The 15308-nt window shown below is 59.8% G+C and carries 13 protein-coding genes; 5 read left to right on the plus strand and 8 right to left on the minus strand.

What is annotated here, in order from left to right; all coding sequences use genetic code 11:
- Positions 1 to 13: 13 nt before the first annotated feature.
- Positions 14 to 394 carry a hypothetical protein gene (locus FBY12_RS16875; RefSeq protein WP_121757146.1) on the minus strand — a complete coding sequence of 127 codons (381 nt, stop codon included), beginning with the start codon at positions 392 to 394 and terminating at the stop codon, positions 14 to 16.
- Positions 395 to 545: 151 nt separating this feature from the next.
- On the opposite strand from FBY12_RS16875, the gene phoB reads away from it, so the two are divergent.
- The 3 genes from phoB to FBY12_RS16890 all read left to right on the plus strand — a co-directional run bounded on the left by phoB (position 546) and on the right by FBY12_RS16890 (position 4123).
- A complete protein-coding gene (phoB, locus tag FBY12_RS16880; protein ID WP_008150066.1) occupies positions 546 to 1235 on the plus strand; it encodes a phosphate regulon transcriptional regulator PhoB in 690 nt (229 codons plus the stop codon).
- A 138-nt stretch (positions 1236 to 1373) separates the two neighbouring features.
- Entirely contained in the window at positions 1374 to 2660 is a 1287-nt protein-coding gene (phoR, locus tag FBY12_RS16885; protein ID WP_256663335.1) for a phosphate regulon sensor histidine kinase PhoR, read from the plus strand.
- A 122-nt stretch (positions 2661 to 2782) separates the two neighbouring features.
- Complete coding sequence (locus FBY12_RS16890) at positions 2783 to 4123, plus strand: hemolysin family protein (RefSeq protein ID WP_092275986.1); 1341 nt, start codon at positions 2783 to 2785, stop codon at positions 4121 to 4123.
- Positions 4124 to 4237: 114 nt separating this feature from the next.
- Here FBY12_RS16890 and FBY12_RS16895 read toward each other — a convergent pair whose 3' ends face one another.
- From FBY12_RS16895 to FBY12_RS16925, 7 genes are all read right to left on the minus strand, one after another.
- Positions 4238 to 5134, minus strand: a complete 897-nt coding sequence (locus tag FBY12_RS16895) for a peptidoglycan DD-metalloendopeptidase family protein (RefSeq protein WP_145254146.1) — start codon at positions 5132 to 5134, stop codon at positions 4238 to 4240.
- A gap of 235 nt (positions 5135 to 5369) precedes the next feature.
- The gene (locus FBY12_RS16900; protein WP_121732365.1) at positions 5370 to 6317 is read right to left on the minus strand and encodes a response regulator; all 948 of its coding nucleotides are present in this window, start codon (positions 6315 to 6317) and stop codon (positions 5370 to 5372) included.
- Positions 6318 to 6484: 167 nt separating this feature from the next.
- A complete protein-coding gene (gene phoU, locus FBY12_RS16905; RefSeq protein WP_008150055.1) occupies positions 6485 to 7246 on the minus strand; it encodes a phosphate signaling complex protein PhoU in 762 nt (253 codons plus the stop codon).
- 114 nt (positions 7247 to 7360) lie between these two features.
- Positions 7361 to 8194, minus strand: a complete 834-nt coding sequence (gene pstB, locus FBY12_RS16910) for a phosphate ABC transporter ATP-binding protein PstB (RefSeq protein ID WP_145254149.1) — start codon at positions 8192 to 8194, stop codon at positions 7361 to 7363.
- A gap of 158 nt (positions 8195 to 8352) precedes the next feature.
- Positions 8353 to 10023, minus strand: a complete 1671-nt coding sequence (gene pstA, locus FBY12_RS16915) for a phosphate ABC transporter permease PstA (RefSeq protein ID WP_101208116.1) — start codon at positions 10021 to 10023, stop codon at positions 8353 to 8355.
- A 16-nt stretch (positions 10024 to 10039) separates the two neighbouring features.
- Positions 10040 to 12331, minus strand: coding sequence for an ABC transporter permease subunit (locus FBY12_RS16920; protein WP_145254152.1), 2292 nt, complete (start codon positions 12329 to 12331; stop codon positions 10040 to 10042).
- Between the two features lie 240 nt (positions 12332 to 12571).
- A complete protein-coding gene (locus tag FBY12_RS16925; RefSeq protein ID WP_121732367.1) occupies positions 12572 to 13573 on the minus strand; it encodes a phosphate ABC transporter substrate-binding protein PstS in 1002 nt (333 codons plus the stop codon).
- A gap of 188 nt (positions 13574 to 13761) precedes the next feature.
- Between FBY12_RS16925 and FBY12_RS16930 the strand changes: the two genes are divergently transcribed.
- Positions 13762 to 14826, plus strand: a complete 1065-nt coding sequence (locus FBY12_RS16930) for a helix-turn-helix domain-containing protein (RefSeq protein ID WP_145254155.1) — start codon at positions 13762 to 13764, stop codon at positions 14824 to 14826.
- Entirely contained in the window at positions 14817 to 15308 is a 492-nt protein-coding gene (locus FBY12_RS16935) for a type II toxin-antitoxin system VapC family toxin (RefSeq protein WP_145254159.1), read from the plus strand. The genes FBY12_RS16930 and FBY12_RS16935 overlap by 10 nt, the downstream gene beginning before the upstream one ends.

Below are 15308 nucleotides of genomic sequence, written 5' to 3' on the forward strand. Positions count from 1 at the left end.
ACATGATCAGCCGTTACTTGGCTTTCGCGACTTTCCACGCACCGTCCGCTTTGCCATCGCCGGTCATTTCACCGGCCTTATCCATCTTGAAGGTATATAGCGGCTTGCCTTGGTAAGCCCATTGCATCTTGCCGTCATCGCGTTTGATCACCGTCCAGTCGCCCATCGATTTATCAGCGGCCGAAGCGGCCAATGGCGGCCAGTTTTCCGCGCATTTATCGTTGCAGGCAGACTTGCCCGCCGAGTCCTTGGCATAGGTATAAAGCGTCATCTCGTTGTGATCGGTCAGCATCCCGTTCTTTTCCATCGCCGGATCAGCGGCGAACGCCATCGATGGCAATGCCACGGCGGCGGCGAGCAGCAGGGCTTTGAAAGAAGCAGTCATTTGAGTCATGGAAACCTTCTCTTGTGGTTGTCAGGATTCGGAATTAGAGCTTAGCCCAGGATCCCCACAATCGCCGTCGGACGAAAATACTGTCACACGACTGCAATAATTCCGTTATCTAATGCGGCGCAAGACAGTTAAATGACAAGAGGATTAAGGCATGGTTGGCAGGAGCATTCTGATCGTCGACGACGAAGCGCCCATTCGCGAAATGATCGCCGTTGCGTTGGAAATGGCCGGCTATGACTGCCTCGAGGCCGAGAACTCGCAGCAGGCCCACGCCATCATCGTCGACCGCAAGCCGGACCTGATTCTGCTCGACTGGATGCTGCCCGGCACGTCCGGCATCGAGTTGGCCCGACGCCTCAAGCGCGATGAGCTGACCGGTGATATCCCGATCATCATGCTCACGGCCAAGGGTGAAGAGGACAACAAGATCCAGGGCCTGGAAGTCGGCGCCGACGATTACATCACCAAGCCGTTTTCCCCGCGTGAGCTGGTCGCGCGCCTCAAAGCCGTGCTGCGCCGCGCCGGCCCGACCGATGGCGAAACCCCGATCGAAGTCGGCGGCTTGCTGCTCGACCCGATCAGCCATCGCGTGACCATCGACGGCAAACCTGCCGAGATGGGCCCGACCGAATACCGTCTGCTGCAATTTTTCATGACCCACCAGGAACGCGCCTACACCCGTGGCCAGTTGCTGGACCAGGTCTGGGGCGGCAATGTCTACGTCGAAGAACGCACCGTGGACGTGCACATCCGGCGCCTGCGCAAAGCCCTCGGCGATGCCTATGAAAATCTGGTACAAACCGTGCGCGGCACGGGTTACCGGTTTTCCACCAAAGCATAAAAAAACAGCTGCAAGTGTTGAGCTACAAGCGGCAAGGAACAGCCGAGCCGCTCTGACTTGAAGCTTGCAGCTTGAAACTTGAAGCTGCGTTAAGGACGCCTCGTGAACCAAAACTGGCATGGCACCCTGATTCGCCACATGCTGCTGCTGGTCACCGCTTGCCTGGTGATCGGGCTGATTTCCGGCTATTACGGCTGGAGCCTGGCGGTCGGCATCGGCCTTTACCTGGCCTGGACCCTCAAGCAATTGCTGCGTCTGCACGAATGGCTGCGCCTGCACAAACCCGATGAACCGCCGCCCGACGGCTATGGCTTGTGGGGCGAAGTGTTCGACAGCATCTATCACCTGCAACGCCGCGACCAACGCGTACGTGGCCGCTTGCAAGCGGTGATCGACCGCGTTCAGGAATCCACCGCCGCGCTGAAAGACGCGGTGATCATGCTCGACAGCGATGGCAACCTCGAATGGTGGAACCGCGCCGCCGAAACCCTGCTCGGCCTCAAGACCCCGCAAGACAGTGGCCAACCGGTGACCAACCTGGTGCGCCATCCGCGCTTCAAGGAATATTTCGAGCAAGACACCTACGCCGAGCCATTGGAAATCCCTTCGCCGATCAATGATCGCCTGCGCATTCAGCTGTACATCACCCGCTACGGCAACAACGAACACCTGATGCTGGTGCGCGACGTCACGCGCATTCATCAACTGGAACAGATGCGCAAAGACTTCATCGCCAACGTTTCCCACGAACTGCGCACGCCGCTGACGGTGATCTGCGGTTATCTGGAAACCCTGCTCGACAACGTCGAGGAAGTGAACCCGCGCTGGACCCGCGCCTTGCAGCAGATGCAACAACAGGGCGGGCGCATGCAAACGCTGCTCAACGACTTGCTGCTGCTGGCGAAACTGGAAGCCACGGATTACCCGTCGGACAACCAGCCGGTGCCGATCGACGGCTTGCTGAAATCGATCAAAAGCGACGCGCAGCAATTGTCCGGGCAACGCAATCAGAAGATCACCCTGGAGGCCGACCCGACGATTCTGCTCAAGGGCAGCGAGGCCGAATTGCGCAGCGCGTTCTCCAATCTGGTGTTCAACGCGGTGAAATACACCCCGGCCGAGGGCAGTATCCGCATTCGCTGGTGGGGTGATGATCAAGGCGCGCACTTGAGCGTGCAGGATTCCGGGATCGGCATCGACAGCAAACACCTGCCGCGCCTGACCGAACGTTTCTACCGTGTCGATTCCAGCCGCAACTCCAACACCGGCGGCACCGGGCTGGGCCTGGCGATCGTCAAACACGTGTTGTTGCGCCACCGTGCGCGCATGGAAATCAGCAGCGTGCCCGGCCATGGCAGCACGTTCACCTGCCATTTTGCCCCGGCGCAAGTGGCCAAATCCCAAGCCATCAGCGCCGCCGATTGATACCGGCCAGCACTCGCCACTAGGCAATCGCCAAGTCAGCCGCTACATTGGCGGACTTGTGCCTGCCCTTCAGGCACCGCATTTCCCCTTTTTCGAATACACGGAACCCGCAAAACTCCATCATGGACCCATCCCCTGGCTTGACCCTCGCGACACTCTTCGCCGATTTCGGCATGATTCTTTTTGCTCTGATCCTGGTTTTGCTCAACGGATTTTTCGTTGCGGCGGAATTCGCCATGGTCAAACTGCGCTCGACCCGCGTCGAGGCCATCGCTGAACAGAACGGCTGGCGCGGACACATTCTGCGCACCGTGCACAGTCAGCTCGATGCCTACCTCTCGGCGTGCCAGTTGGGTATTACCCTTGCCTCGCTGGGCCTGGGCTGGGTCGGTGAACCGGCGTTTGCGCATATTCTCGAACCGCTGCTGGAAGCGCTCGGCGTGCAGTCGGCGGAAGTGATCAAAGGTGTGTCGTTCTTCGCCGCGTTCTTCGTCATTTCGTACCTGCACATCGTTGTCGGCGAGTTGGCACCGAAGTCATGGGCGATCCGCAAACCCGAGCTGCTGTCGTTGTGGACGGCGGTGCCGCTGTACCTGTTCTATTGGGCGATGTATCCGGCGATTTACCTGCTCAACGCCAGCGCCAACGCGATTCTGCGGATCGCCGGCCAGGGCGAACCCGGCCCGCACCACGAACACCATTACAGCCGTGAAGAGCTGAAACTGATTCTGCACTCCAGCCGTGGCCAGGACCCGAGCGACCAAGGCATGCGTGTTTTGGCCTCGGCGGTGGAAATGGGCGAGCTGGAAGTGGTCGACTGGGCCAACTCCCGCGAAGACCTGGTGACGCTGGAGTTCAACGCGCCGCTGAAGGAAATCCTCGCGCTGTTCCGTCGCCACAAATTCAGCCGTTATCCGGTGTACGACAGCGAGCGCCAGGAGTTCGTCGGCCTGCTGCACATCAAGGATCTGCTGCTGGAACTGGCGGCGCTGGATCACATTCCGGAGTCGTTCAACCTCGCCGAGCTGACCCGTCCGCTGGAACGCATTTCGCGGCACATGCCGCTGTCGCAACTGCTGGAACAATTCCGCAAGGGCGGCTCGCACTTCGCCGTGGTTGAAGAGGCCGACGGCAACATCATCGGCTACCTGACCATGGAAGACGTGCTGGAAGTGCTGGTCGGCGATATCCAGGACGAGCACCGCAAGGCTGAACGCGGGATCCTCGCGTACCAGCCGGGCAAGTTGCTGGTGCGTGGCGATACGCCGCTGTTCAAGGTTGAGCGTTTGCTCGGCATCGACCTGGACCACATCGAAGCCGAAACCCTCGCCGGGCTGGTCTACGAAACCCTGAAACGGGTGCCGGAAGAAGAGGAAGTGCTGGAAGTCGAAGGTTTGCGGATCATCATCAAAAAGATGAAAGGGCCGAAGATCATTTTGGCCAAGGTGTTGATGCTGGATTAAGTCGGCCCAGGCTTAAACCGCGTCGATCCTTTCGCGGGCAAGCCTCGCTCCTACAGAGAGTGTGAACCTGTAGGAGCGAAGCTTGCCCGCGAAGGCGTCAGACCAGGCGCCACATCACTGCTTGCCCAACGCAAAGTTGGGCAACGCGCCCACCGGTTGATTGAACTGGTACGGAATCGACACCAGCCCCAGCCCGGTATTGCGCTGCACCACAAAGTGCAGGTGCGGGCCGCTGCTGTTGCCGGTATTGCCGGACAACGCCAACGCGCTGCCAACCATCACCCGCTGCCCTTCGCGCACGCTCACCGAGCCTTTCTGCAAATGCAGGTACACGCCCATGGTCCCGTCGTCGTGCAGCACTCGCACGAAATTGCCTGACGGATCATTGCCGCGTCCGGTCTGGCGGTTCTCGGTCTTCACCACCATCCCCGCGCGCGCCGCGATGATCGGCGTGCCTTCGGGCATGGCGATGTCCATGGCGTAACGGTTCTTCGCGCCGAAGTGGCTGTATTGGCCGTTGGCGCCCTGGCTCAAACGAAACGGTCCGCCACGCCACGGGAACGGGTAACGATAGCCCTGAGCGGCGCCTGAAGGGTCGCCCATCGAATATTGGAAGTTCGGGGTATACACCAGCGGTTTGCCGCGCGAAATCGCCGTGAGCAGCGCCAGGCGCGAGTTACTGCGCGCCGGCAACACGCGGCGAATCGGTTTGCCCGGCGCGCCTTTGACGTTGCTCAACCCGGCGAAACTCAGTTCGACTTCCACCGGCGCGTACAGGTCGTTGCGCACGAACACGGCGTCGGCGCCTTTTTGCTTTTTGATGTCGAGGTACACCTGGCGCTCAAGGTGTTCGACCATGCGATCGCGAAAAACGAACACCTGCGAGCCTTTGGTGGGGCGGTCGCTGTAGGAGACCACGCCATTGGCGTCTTTGGACTTGTAGATGGTCATCGCCATCGCCGAAGTGGCAGCGAGCAACAGACCACAGCAAAACAACAGGCGCGCGAGCATGGGCAAGATTCTGTCGAGTAAGGCCTGGTGAGGAGCCTAGCAGGTGCAATGGACCTGGGTAGTCGGCAGATGTTTCAAGATGGGCGCGTCAGCGCGAGGTGTATTGAATTTGATGGCCCCTTCGCGGGCAAGCCTCGCTCCTACAGGGTTTTGGGTTGGCCACACATTTTGTGGCAACACCAATCAACTGTGGGAGTGAGCTTGCTGGCGATGGCGGACTATCAGGCGACGAAGATCACGCGCCGGGGATGAAGTGCTTCTGCGCCGTACCACGGGCGATCAGGCGCGAGATGTAATCGAGCTTCTGCGCGTCCTTGTCGACAAAGCGGAAGGTCAGTTGCAGCCATTCGCTGTCAGGTTTTTGCTCGTGGGCGACGATGGCGTGCAGGTAGCCGTTGAGGCGCGCGGTTTCGGCGTTGTCGCCCTGCTCCAGGTCGAGCACCGCGCTTTCCAGGACTTGCGGCAGGGTGTCGCTGCGTTTTACCACCAGCAGCGCTTCCTTGAGGCTCAAGGCCTTGATCACGCACGGCTGGTTGCCGCTCGACAAGCGCAATTGGCCCTGGCCGCGACCGGCCGGAGTCGCTGAAGCGGCCGGGGCCTTGGGCGGTGCGTTGTTGAGCAAACCACGCGATGCTGCCGCCGCCGGGACCGGGGCTGACGCCGCAGCCACCGGTTTGGCGAATGGATTGACTGGCGCGGCGCCGAGCACTTCGGTCTTGCCACCGGTCAATGCGCTGAGCGAATCGTTGCCGAACGCCGAGTTCATTTTGGTCGGCGCACTGTTCATCAATTTGTCGAGTTTGCCGACTTTGTTCAGCGCCTGTTTGACCTTGGTCAGCAGTTGTTCGTTGGTGAACGGTTTGCTGACGTAACCGGAAACGCCGGCCTGAATCGCCTGGACCACGTTCTCTTTGTCGCCACGGCTGGTGACCATCACGAATGGCATGCTTTTGAGGTTGTCTTGCTCGCGGCACCAGGTCAGCAGTTCGAGGCCGGACATTTCCGGCATTTCCCAGTCGCACAGCACCAGGTCGAACGCTTCGCGCGCCAGAATCGCCTGAGCCTTTTTGCCGTTGACGGCATCTTCGATGCGAATGCCCGGGAAGTAATTACGCAGGCACTTCTTCACCAGGTCACGAATGAACGACGCATCGTCCACGACCAACACACTGACCTTACTCATCCACAACCCCTTTAAAAAATCCTGGCAAGCATACCGCTTTGCTAGTGGCACATCGCCACAAACCTTCAGTCACGCCGGGACTTTTCGTTCGCGGGTGCTGCTTTCGAATTCGGTCCCACAAGCAAAAACGCCCGGCCGAAAGGCCAGGCGTTTTAGTCAGGGCAATCCTACTTATCGTCAGCTTTGCCCGGAACATTAGCGGTTTCGCCACTTGTGCCTTCAACTTCTTCTTTCATGCGCTTGAGGCCAAGGTGACGCACGTCGGTGCCGCGCACCAGGTAAATCACCAGTTCCGAGATATTGCGCGCGTGGTCGCCGATGCGTTCCAGCGAACGCAGCACCCAAATGATGCTCAAGACCCGCGAGATAGAGCGCGGGTCTTCCATCATGTAGGTCGCCAACTCACGCAGCGCGGTCTTGTATTCGCGGTCGATGATCTTGTCGTACTGCGCCACCGACAACGCCAGGTCGGCGTCGAAACGGGCAAACGCGTCCAGCGCATCGCGGACCATGTTGCGCACCTGGTCGCCGATGTGGCGCACCTCAACGTAACCGCGCGGCGCCTCGCCCTCTTCGCACAACTGGATGGCGCGGCGGGCAATCTTGGTCGCTTCGTCGCCGATGCGTTCGAGGTCGATCACCGATTTGGAGATGCTGATGATCAACCGCAAGTCCGACGCTGCCGGCTGACGACGCGCGAGAATGCGCAGGCATTCTTCGTCGATATTGCGTTCCATCTGATTGATCTGATCGTCGATTTCACGCACCTGCTGGGCCAGGCCGGAGTCGGCCTCGATCAGTGCGGTGACGGCGTCGTTGACCTGCTTTTCCACCAGCCCGCCCATCGCCAGGAGGTGGCTGCGCACTTCCTCAAGCTCGGCGTTGAACTGTGCAGAGATGTGATGGGTTAAACCTTCTTTACTGATCATGCGATTGCTCCGCAAAAGCTGTAAGCCGCAAGCTACAAGCTGCAGGCCAATTTGTGTCGTAACGCCGAACCGCTCTGACTTGCCGCTTGAAGCTCGCGGCTCGCAGCTCTACGGCTAGCCGTAGCGCCCGGTAATGTAGTCTTCGGTCTGTTTCTTCGCAGGATTGGTGAACAGCGTATCTGTGTCGCCAAATTCCACCAGTTTGCCCATGTACATGAACGCCGTGTAATCGGACACCCGCGCGGCTTGTTGCATGTTGTGGGTCACGATCACGATGGTGAACTTGGATTTCAGTTCGTAGATCAGCTCTTCGACTTTCAGCGTCGAAATCGGGTCGAGGGCCGAGCACGGTTCGTCGAGCAACAGCACTTCCGGCTCCACGGCGATGGTGCGCGCGATCACCAGACGTTGCTGCTGACCACCGGACAAACCCAGCGCCGATTCATGCAGACGGTCTTTGACTTCGTCCCAGAGCGCCGCGCCTTTCAACGCCCACTCGACGGCTTCGTCGAGCACGCGTTTTTTGTTGATGCCCTGAATGCGCAAGCCATACACGACGTTTTCGTAGATGGTTTTCGGAAACGGGTTGGGCTTCTGGAACACCATGCCGACGCGACGACGCAGCTCCGCGACGTCTTCGCCCTTGCGATAGATGTTGTGGCCGTAGAGGTTGATCGCGCCGTCGACACGGCAGCCGTCGACCAGATCGTTCATGCGGTTGAAGGTGCGCAGCAGCGTGGATTTGCCGCAACCCGACGGGCCGATGAACGCGGTCACGCGCTGTTTCGGGATGTTCATGCTGACGTCGAACAGCGCTTGTTTGTCGCCGTAGTACAGGCTCAGGCCCGGGACTTCGATGGCAACGGTTTCCTGCGCCAGGCTCAGGCTCTGCTTGTCGCGGCCCAGGGCGGACATGTTGATGCCGTGGGTATGTGTTTCGTGCTGCATGGGAGGCTCCCTGTGCTGACAAATTCGGTTCGGTTGCCCACTGGCCTCACAAAAATGGGCCAGCAGTATTGCCGTTCTGTAGGAGCCAGGCTTGCCGGCGAAGGCGTCCTTGAAATCGCCTTCGCCGGCAAGCCTGGCTCCTACAGGGAGTGGCGTAATTAACTATCCAGCGCTTTGTATTTCTCGCGCAGGTGGTTGCGGATGTACACCGCCGACAAGTTCAGCGTGGCGATCACCAGCACCAGCAGCAGCGCCGTGGCGTACACCAGCGGTCGCGCCGCTTCGACGTTCGGGCTCTGGAAGCCGACGTCATAGATGTGGAAGCCCAGGTGCATGATCTTCTGATCCAAATGCAGGTACGGATAGTTGCCATCCAGTGGCAGCGACGGCGCCAGTTTGACCACGCCCACCAGCATCAGCGGCGCCACTTCACCAGCGGCACGCGCCACCGCGAGGATCATCCCGGTCATCATCGCCGGGCTGGCCATCGGCAGGACAATCTTCCACAGCGTTTCAGCCTTGGTCGCGCCGAGGGCCAACGAGCCCTCGCGCACGGTGCGCGGAATCCGCGCCAGGCCTTCTTCCGTCGCCACAATCACCACCGGCACCGCCAGCAGCGCCAGGGTCAGCGAGGCCCAGAGCAGGCCCGGCGTGCCGAAGGTCGGCGCCGGCAAGGCTTCGGGGAAGAACAAACGGTCAACCGAACCACCCAGCACGTACACAAAGAAGCCGAGGCCGAACACGCCGTAGACAATCGCCGGAACGCCCGCCAGGTTGTTCACGGCGATGCGGATCAGCCGCGTCATGGTGTTCTGTTTTGCGTACTCACGCAGGTAAACCGCTGCCAGCACACCGAACGGCGTCACGATCATCGCCATGATCAGCGTCATCATTACGGTGCCGAAGATGGCCGGGAAAATCCCGCCTTCAGTGTTGGCTTCGCGCGGGTCGTCGCTGAGGAATTCCCAGACCTTGCTGAAGTAGAAACCGATCTTGGTCAGCGTGCCCATCGCGTTCGGCTGGTAGGCGTGAACCACCTTGCCGATGTCGATGACGACTTCTTTGCCGTTGGCATCGCGAGCGGTCAGGCTGTCGCGGTTGAACTGGGCGTGCAGGTCCGCCAGGCGCGCTTCGATGTCCTGATAACGCGCGTTCAGTTCAGCGCGTTCGCCGTCCATGTCGGCCTGCGCAGCGGCGTCGAGTTTGCCCGCCAGTTCCAGTTTGCGGCCGTGCAGACGAATGCGTTCGAGGCCGGCGTTGATCGCGCCAATGTCGGATTTCTCCAGGGTCTTGAGCTGCGCCGCAAGCTGGTTGACGCGATCGACGCGCGCCTGCAACTCAGGCCAGGCCGCCTCGCCTTCAGCGATGACCTTGCCGTCCTGTTTGACGTTGACCAGGTAACCGTAGAAGTTGCCCCACTCGCGACGCTCGATGGCCATCAGCTCCGGCGGGGTCTTCTGGTCGGTCAGCCACTCGCCGACGATCCAGGTGAAATCGTTGCCGTTCAAGTCACGGTTGCCGACCTTGATCAGCTCGCGGGTCATGAACTCCGGGCCGACGTCCGGCACCGGCAGACCAGCGCTTTTCAGGCGCTCGCGCGGCACTTCTTCCTTTTGCACCACTTCGCCGACCACCAGGTGATTGGCCTGGCCGGGCACGTCGTAACTGGCGTGAATCAAGTCCGCCGGCCAGAAGTGACCGAGGCCGCGCACGGCAATCACCGCCAGCAGACCAATGGTCATGATGACCGCGATGGACACCGCGCCACCGCTGATCCAGACACCGGGGGCGCCGCTCTTGAACCATCCTTTCAGGGAGTTCTGTTTCACAGACTTCTACCTTTGCTTAAAGCGACGAGTATTTCTTGCGCAGACGCTGACGAATCAGTTCCGCGAGGGTGTTCATGACGAAGGTGAACAACAGCAGCACCAGCGCCGAGAGGAACAGCACGCGGTAGTGGCTGCCGCCGACTTCCGACTCCGGCATTTCCACCGCGACGTTGGCGGCCAGGGTGCGCAGGCCTTCGAACAGGTTCATTTCCATGACCGGGGTGTTGCCGGTGGCCATCAGCACGATCATGGTTTCCCCGACCGCGCGGCCCATGCCGATCATCAGCGCCGAGAAAATCCCCGGGCTAGCGGTGAGGATCACCACGCGCGTCATGGTCTGCCAAGGCGTGGCGCCGAGTGCCAGCGAACCGAGGGTCAAGCCGCGCGGCACGCTGAACACGGCGTCTTCGGCGATGGAGTAGATGTTCGGGATCACCGCGAAACCCATGGCCAGACCGACTACCAGAGCGTTGCGCTGGTCGTAGGTGATGCCCAGATCGTGGGAAATCCACATACGCATGTCGCCGCCGAAGAACCAGGTTTCCATGTACGGGCTCATGTACAGCGAGAGCCAACCGACGAACAGGATCACCGGAATCAGGATTGCGCTTTCCCAGCCGTCCGGCACTTTCAGGCGCATCGACTCAGGCAAGCGACTGAAGATGAAACCGGCGACCAGAATGCCGATCGGCAACAGCATCAGCAGGCTGAAGATGCCCGGCAAATGCCCTTCCACATACGGCGCGAGGAACAGGCCGGCGAAGAAACCGAGGATCACCGTCGGCATCGCTTCCATCAGCTCGATCACCGGTTTGACCTTGCGGCGCAGGCTCGGCGCCATGAAGTAGGCGGTGTAGATGGCGGCGGCGACAGCCAATGGCGCGGCCAGCAGCATCGCGTAGAACGCAGCCTTGAGCGTGCCGAACGTCAACGGCGCAAGGCTCATCTTCGGTTCGAAATCAGTGTTGGCGGCGGTCGACTGCCAGACGTATTTAGGCTCGTCGTAGTTTTCGTACCAGACCTTGCTCCAAAGCGCGCTCCAGGATACTTCCGGGTGGGAATTGTCCAGCAGCAACGGCTGCAGCTTGCCACCCGCCTCGACGATGATGCGGTTGGCGCGCGGCGACATGCCGAAAATGCCTTGGCCGTCGACCACTTGATCGACCAGCAAGGTGCGGTGCGCGGTGCTGTGGAACACGCCGAGCTTGCCCGAGGCATCGAGGGCGACGAAGCCTTTGCGGCGTTCTTCGGCAGTGATTTCAACGATCGGCGTGGTGCCCATCTGGAACGTGCGAATCTGCTTCAGGCGTTGTTCGCCATCCGGGTCGCGGGCCATGAACCATTGGGCCAGACCGCCGTTGGAATCGCCCAGGATCAGCGAAATGCCGCCGACCAACTGGGTCGATGCGGTGATTTGCGCTTCGCCGTTTTCGAGCAGTTTGTAGCGACCGTTGAGGCTCTTGTCGCGCAGGCTGAAGACGTCGGCCTGAGCGCGCCCGTTGATCACGTACAGCCATTGCTGACGCGGGTCGACGAAGATGTTTTTCACCGGCTCGGTCATCTGCGGCAGATCAATGCGTTTCTGCTCGTTGGTGACTTCGCCGGTCATCATGTTTTCTTCGCTGGTCAGCGACAACACGTTGAGCTGCGAACCGGTCGAGCCGACCAGCAACAGCGTGGCGTCGGTGGCATTCAGGCTGACGTGCTCCAACGCCCCGCCCGCCTCGTTCAGCGCCAGTGGGGCTTCGCCGTACGGGTATTCGATGGCCGGCGAGATGGTCTTCTTGCCGTCCGGGTAGCTGACTTTGTAGGTGTGACGGAACACCAGCGCCTGACCGTTGGACAGACCGACCGCCACCAGAGGCTGACCCGGCTGGTCTTCGCCAATGGACGTCACGGTGGTGCCGGCCGGGATCGGCAGGTCGACGCGCCTGAGTTCGGCGCCGCTGTCGATATCAAAGAACAGCGCCTGGCCCTTGTCGGAAACCCGCATGGCGACCTGGTTCTGTTCTTCGAGGGAGATCATCAGCGGCTTGCCGGCGTCTTGCATCCAGGCCGGGGTGATGGCGTCCCTGGCGGTCAGATCGGCACCCTGGAACAGCGGCGCGACGACGTAGCCGAGGAAGAAGAAGATCAGCGTGATGGCGCCAAGCACAGCGAGACCGCCGACGAGGACGTACCAGCGGGTCAGGCGATCCTTGAGCGCGCGGATGCGGCGCTTGCGTTGCAGCTCAGGCGTATTGAAGTCAATGCGCTTGGGTGGACTGGTGGGATTAGTAGTCATGGTGGAATTGGCCAGATCATTCATGCGCACACCCTAGCGATCCTGTATGACAGAAAGATGACAATGCAGTGACGCAACAAATCCGCCGCCAGCGGTGACTGGCAGAGGATCGAAAATTGGGGAGCCGGTATTCACCGGCATTTGCAGGAGCGAAGCTTGTTCGCGAAGGCGTCGGCACATTCAACATCACTGTTGGCTGACCCACCGCTTTCGCGAGCAAGCTTCGCTCCTACACAGGTCCGGGTTTACCCCGGACCTAGGGTTTTACTTCTTTGCGACTTCAGCGCTGCCTTCTTGCAGACCCAGGTCAGCCAGTGCTTTTGCAGCAACTTTGGCCGGCAGCGGGATGTAGCCGTCTTTCACCACAACTTCCTGGCCCTGCTTGGACAGCACCAGTTTCACGAACTCGGCTTCCAGCGGGGCCAGAGGCTTGTTCGGGGCTTTGTTGACGTAGACGTAGAGGAAACGCGACAGCGGGTATTTGCCGTTCAGGGCGTTTTCTTCGGTGTCTTCGATGAACTCGGTGCTGCCTTTCTTGGCCAGTGCCACGGTCTTCACGCTAGCGGTTTTGTAACCGATGCCCGAGTAACCGATGCCGTTCAGCGAGGAGCTGATCGACTGCACGACCGAAGCCGAACCTGGTTGTTCGTTGACGTTCGGCTTGAAGTCGCCTTTGCACAGGGCTTCTTCCTTGAAGTAGCCGTAGGTGCCCGATACCGAGTTACGACCGAACAGCTGAACCGGCTTGTTCGCCAGGTCACCGGTCACACCCAGGTCGCCCCAGGTTTTAATGTCGGCTTTGCCACCGCACAGACGAGTCGAGGCGAAGACCGCGTCCACTTGTTCCATGGTCATGTGCTGGATCGGGTTGTCCTTGTGCACAAACACCGCCAAGGCATCCACGGCAACCGGGATAGCGGTTGGCTTGTAGCCGTACTTGGTTTCAAAGGCCTGCAGCTCGTTGTCCTTCATCTTGCGGCTCATCGGGCCCAGGTTGGCGGTGCCTTCAGTCAACGCAGGTGGCGCGGTGGAGGAACCGGCGGCCTGAATCTGGATGTTTACGTTCGGGTATTCTTTTTTGTAGTTCTCGGCCCACAAGGTCATGAGGTTGGCCAGGGTATCGGAGCCGACACTGGACAGGTTGCCCGACACACCAGTGGTCTTGGTGTAGCTCGGGATAGCAGGGTCAACAGCGGCGAACGCGTTGGCAGTCGCAACGCCAGCAGCGACAAAAGTCATTGCCGCCATCAAACGCTTCAGTTTCATGCCTTACTCCTAGCAGATAGGGTGTGTTAAGTCGGGGCCAAGTATCAGCAGGCCGTGTGAACACTCTATGGCTGAAATATGACAATTGGATGAAAGGCCAGCATTGGAACAACCGCAATAACATGACACGTGAGTTTGGTTGACAAATAATTATTCAAAGCTAGTCTCGTCAACCACGAGAGGAACCCATGATCAACGACCGAATCCGCCGCGCACGCCTGTTGCGCGGCATGTCCCTGGAGGCGCTGGCCCTCCAGCTTGGCGACATCACCAAACAAGGCCTGAGCAAATACGAGAAAGGGTCAAGCACCCCCAACTCGTCTCGCTTGCTGCAAATGGCCAAAGTGTTGGAGGTGAGTCCCGAGTACTTCTTCCGGGCAGAAGCTGTACCGCTGGCGCCATTGGAATTTCGCAAATTGGCGAAAATGCCCAAATATCGCCAGGTTCAGGTCGAAGAGCAGATGCGTGAACACTTGGAGCGTTACATCGCTCTGGAAGAATGCTTTGATCCCGCCGACATCCAGACCCCAGCCACCCCGGCACAGATGCTCCGGGTTACCTCCCTGGAGGAAGCTGAACTCGCCGCCGAAGTGCTGCGCGAGTATTGGGGAATCGGTAGCGATCCAATTGCCAACCTGACCGAGCAACTGGAAGAGCACAGCATCAAAGTCGCAATGCTCACCGGCCCGGCGGATTTCGACGGTGCCTGCGCCGCCACCACTGACGGCAGTCATGTGTTGATCGCCCTGAATGCCGAACGCCCAGGCGAGCGAATACGCTTCACCGCAGCACATGAACTTGGGCATTGGGTCATGCAATTACCCGACGACATGCCCGAACGCGACAAGGAAAATTGCTGCCATCGCTTTGCCGGCGCCTTCCTCTACCCAGCCAAAGGTGTCACCAGTGATTTCGGCAGCCATCCGCGTTCCCGAGTCCATCCTCGCGAATTGTTGATCGCCAAGCGTCAATACGGGATCTCGATGCACGCCGCACTCCGACGCCTCAAAGACCTGAAACTGCTGAGCGACAGCGGCTATAAATCCCTGACCATTCAATTCAGCGCGAACGGATGGCGCCGGGACGAACCTGAGCCATTGCCCTGCAAACCGCCGCAACGCTTCGAATCGTTGGTGTTCTGGGGGCTAGCGGAAGGCTTGATGACCAAATCCCGGGCAGCCGAACTTTTACGCAAACCAGTGAGCGCGCTCGATCCCAACTTCTTGGGCTCACTGGAGAGTGCATGTCCCTGATCTACATCAGCGATACGAATATCTGGATCGATTTCAGAAATGCCGGTCTGCTGGAAATGCTTTTCAGACTGCCCTTCACCTTGTGCTGCACGGATTTTGTGCTGCACGAACTCGAAGATTTCCCCCATGACGAATTGCTCGCCCACGGGCTGATTGTCGAATCCTTCGATAGTGCGGGGGTTGCTCGGTTGTTCAGCCTGAAAACCGAGCACAACAACAGCTCACTTGCCGATGTGTCCTGCTATTTGCTCGCGCAAGAGTCAGGTCGCCCGTTGCTCACCGGTGATGGCAAGCTCAGGCGCCAGGCGCTGCGCGATGGATTGCAAGTGCATGGAGCGCTGTGGCTGCTGGACCTGATGATCGAGCATGCGGTTATTTTTCCATCGCATGCGGCAGATGCGTTGGACAACATGCTCGACCACGGCGCGCGCCTGCCGTCAGGCGAATGTGATGCGAGGCTTGCGCACTGGCGAAAGCCCTAA

It is taken from the genome of Pseudomonas sp. SJZ131 (assembly GCF_007828705.1).
GTDB lineage: Bacteria > Pseudomonadota > Gammaproteobacteria > Pseudomonadales > Pseudomonadaceae > Aquipseudomonas > Aquipseudomonas prosekii.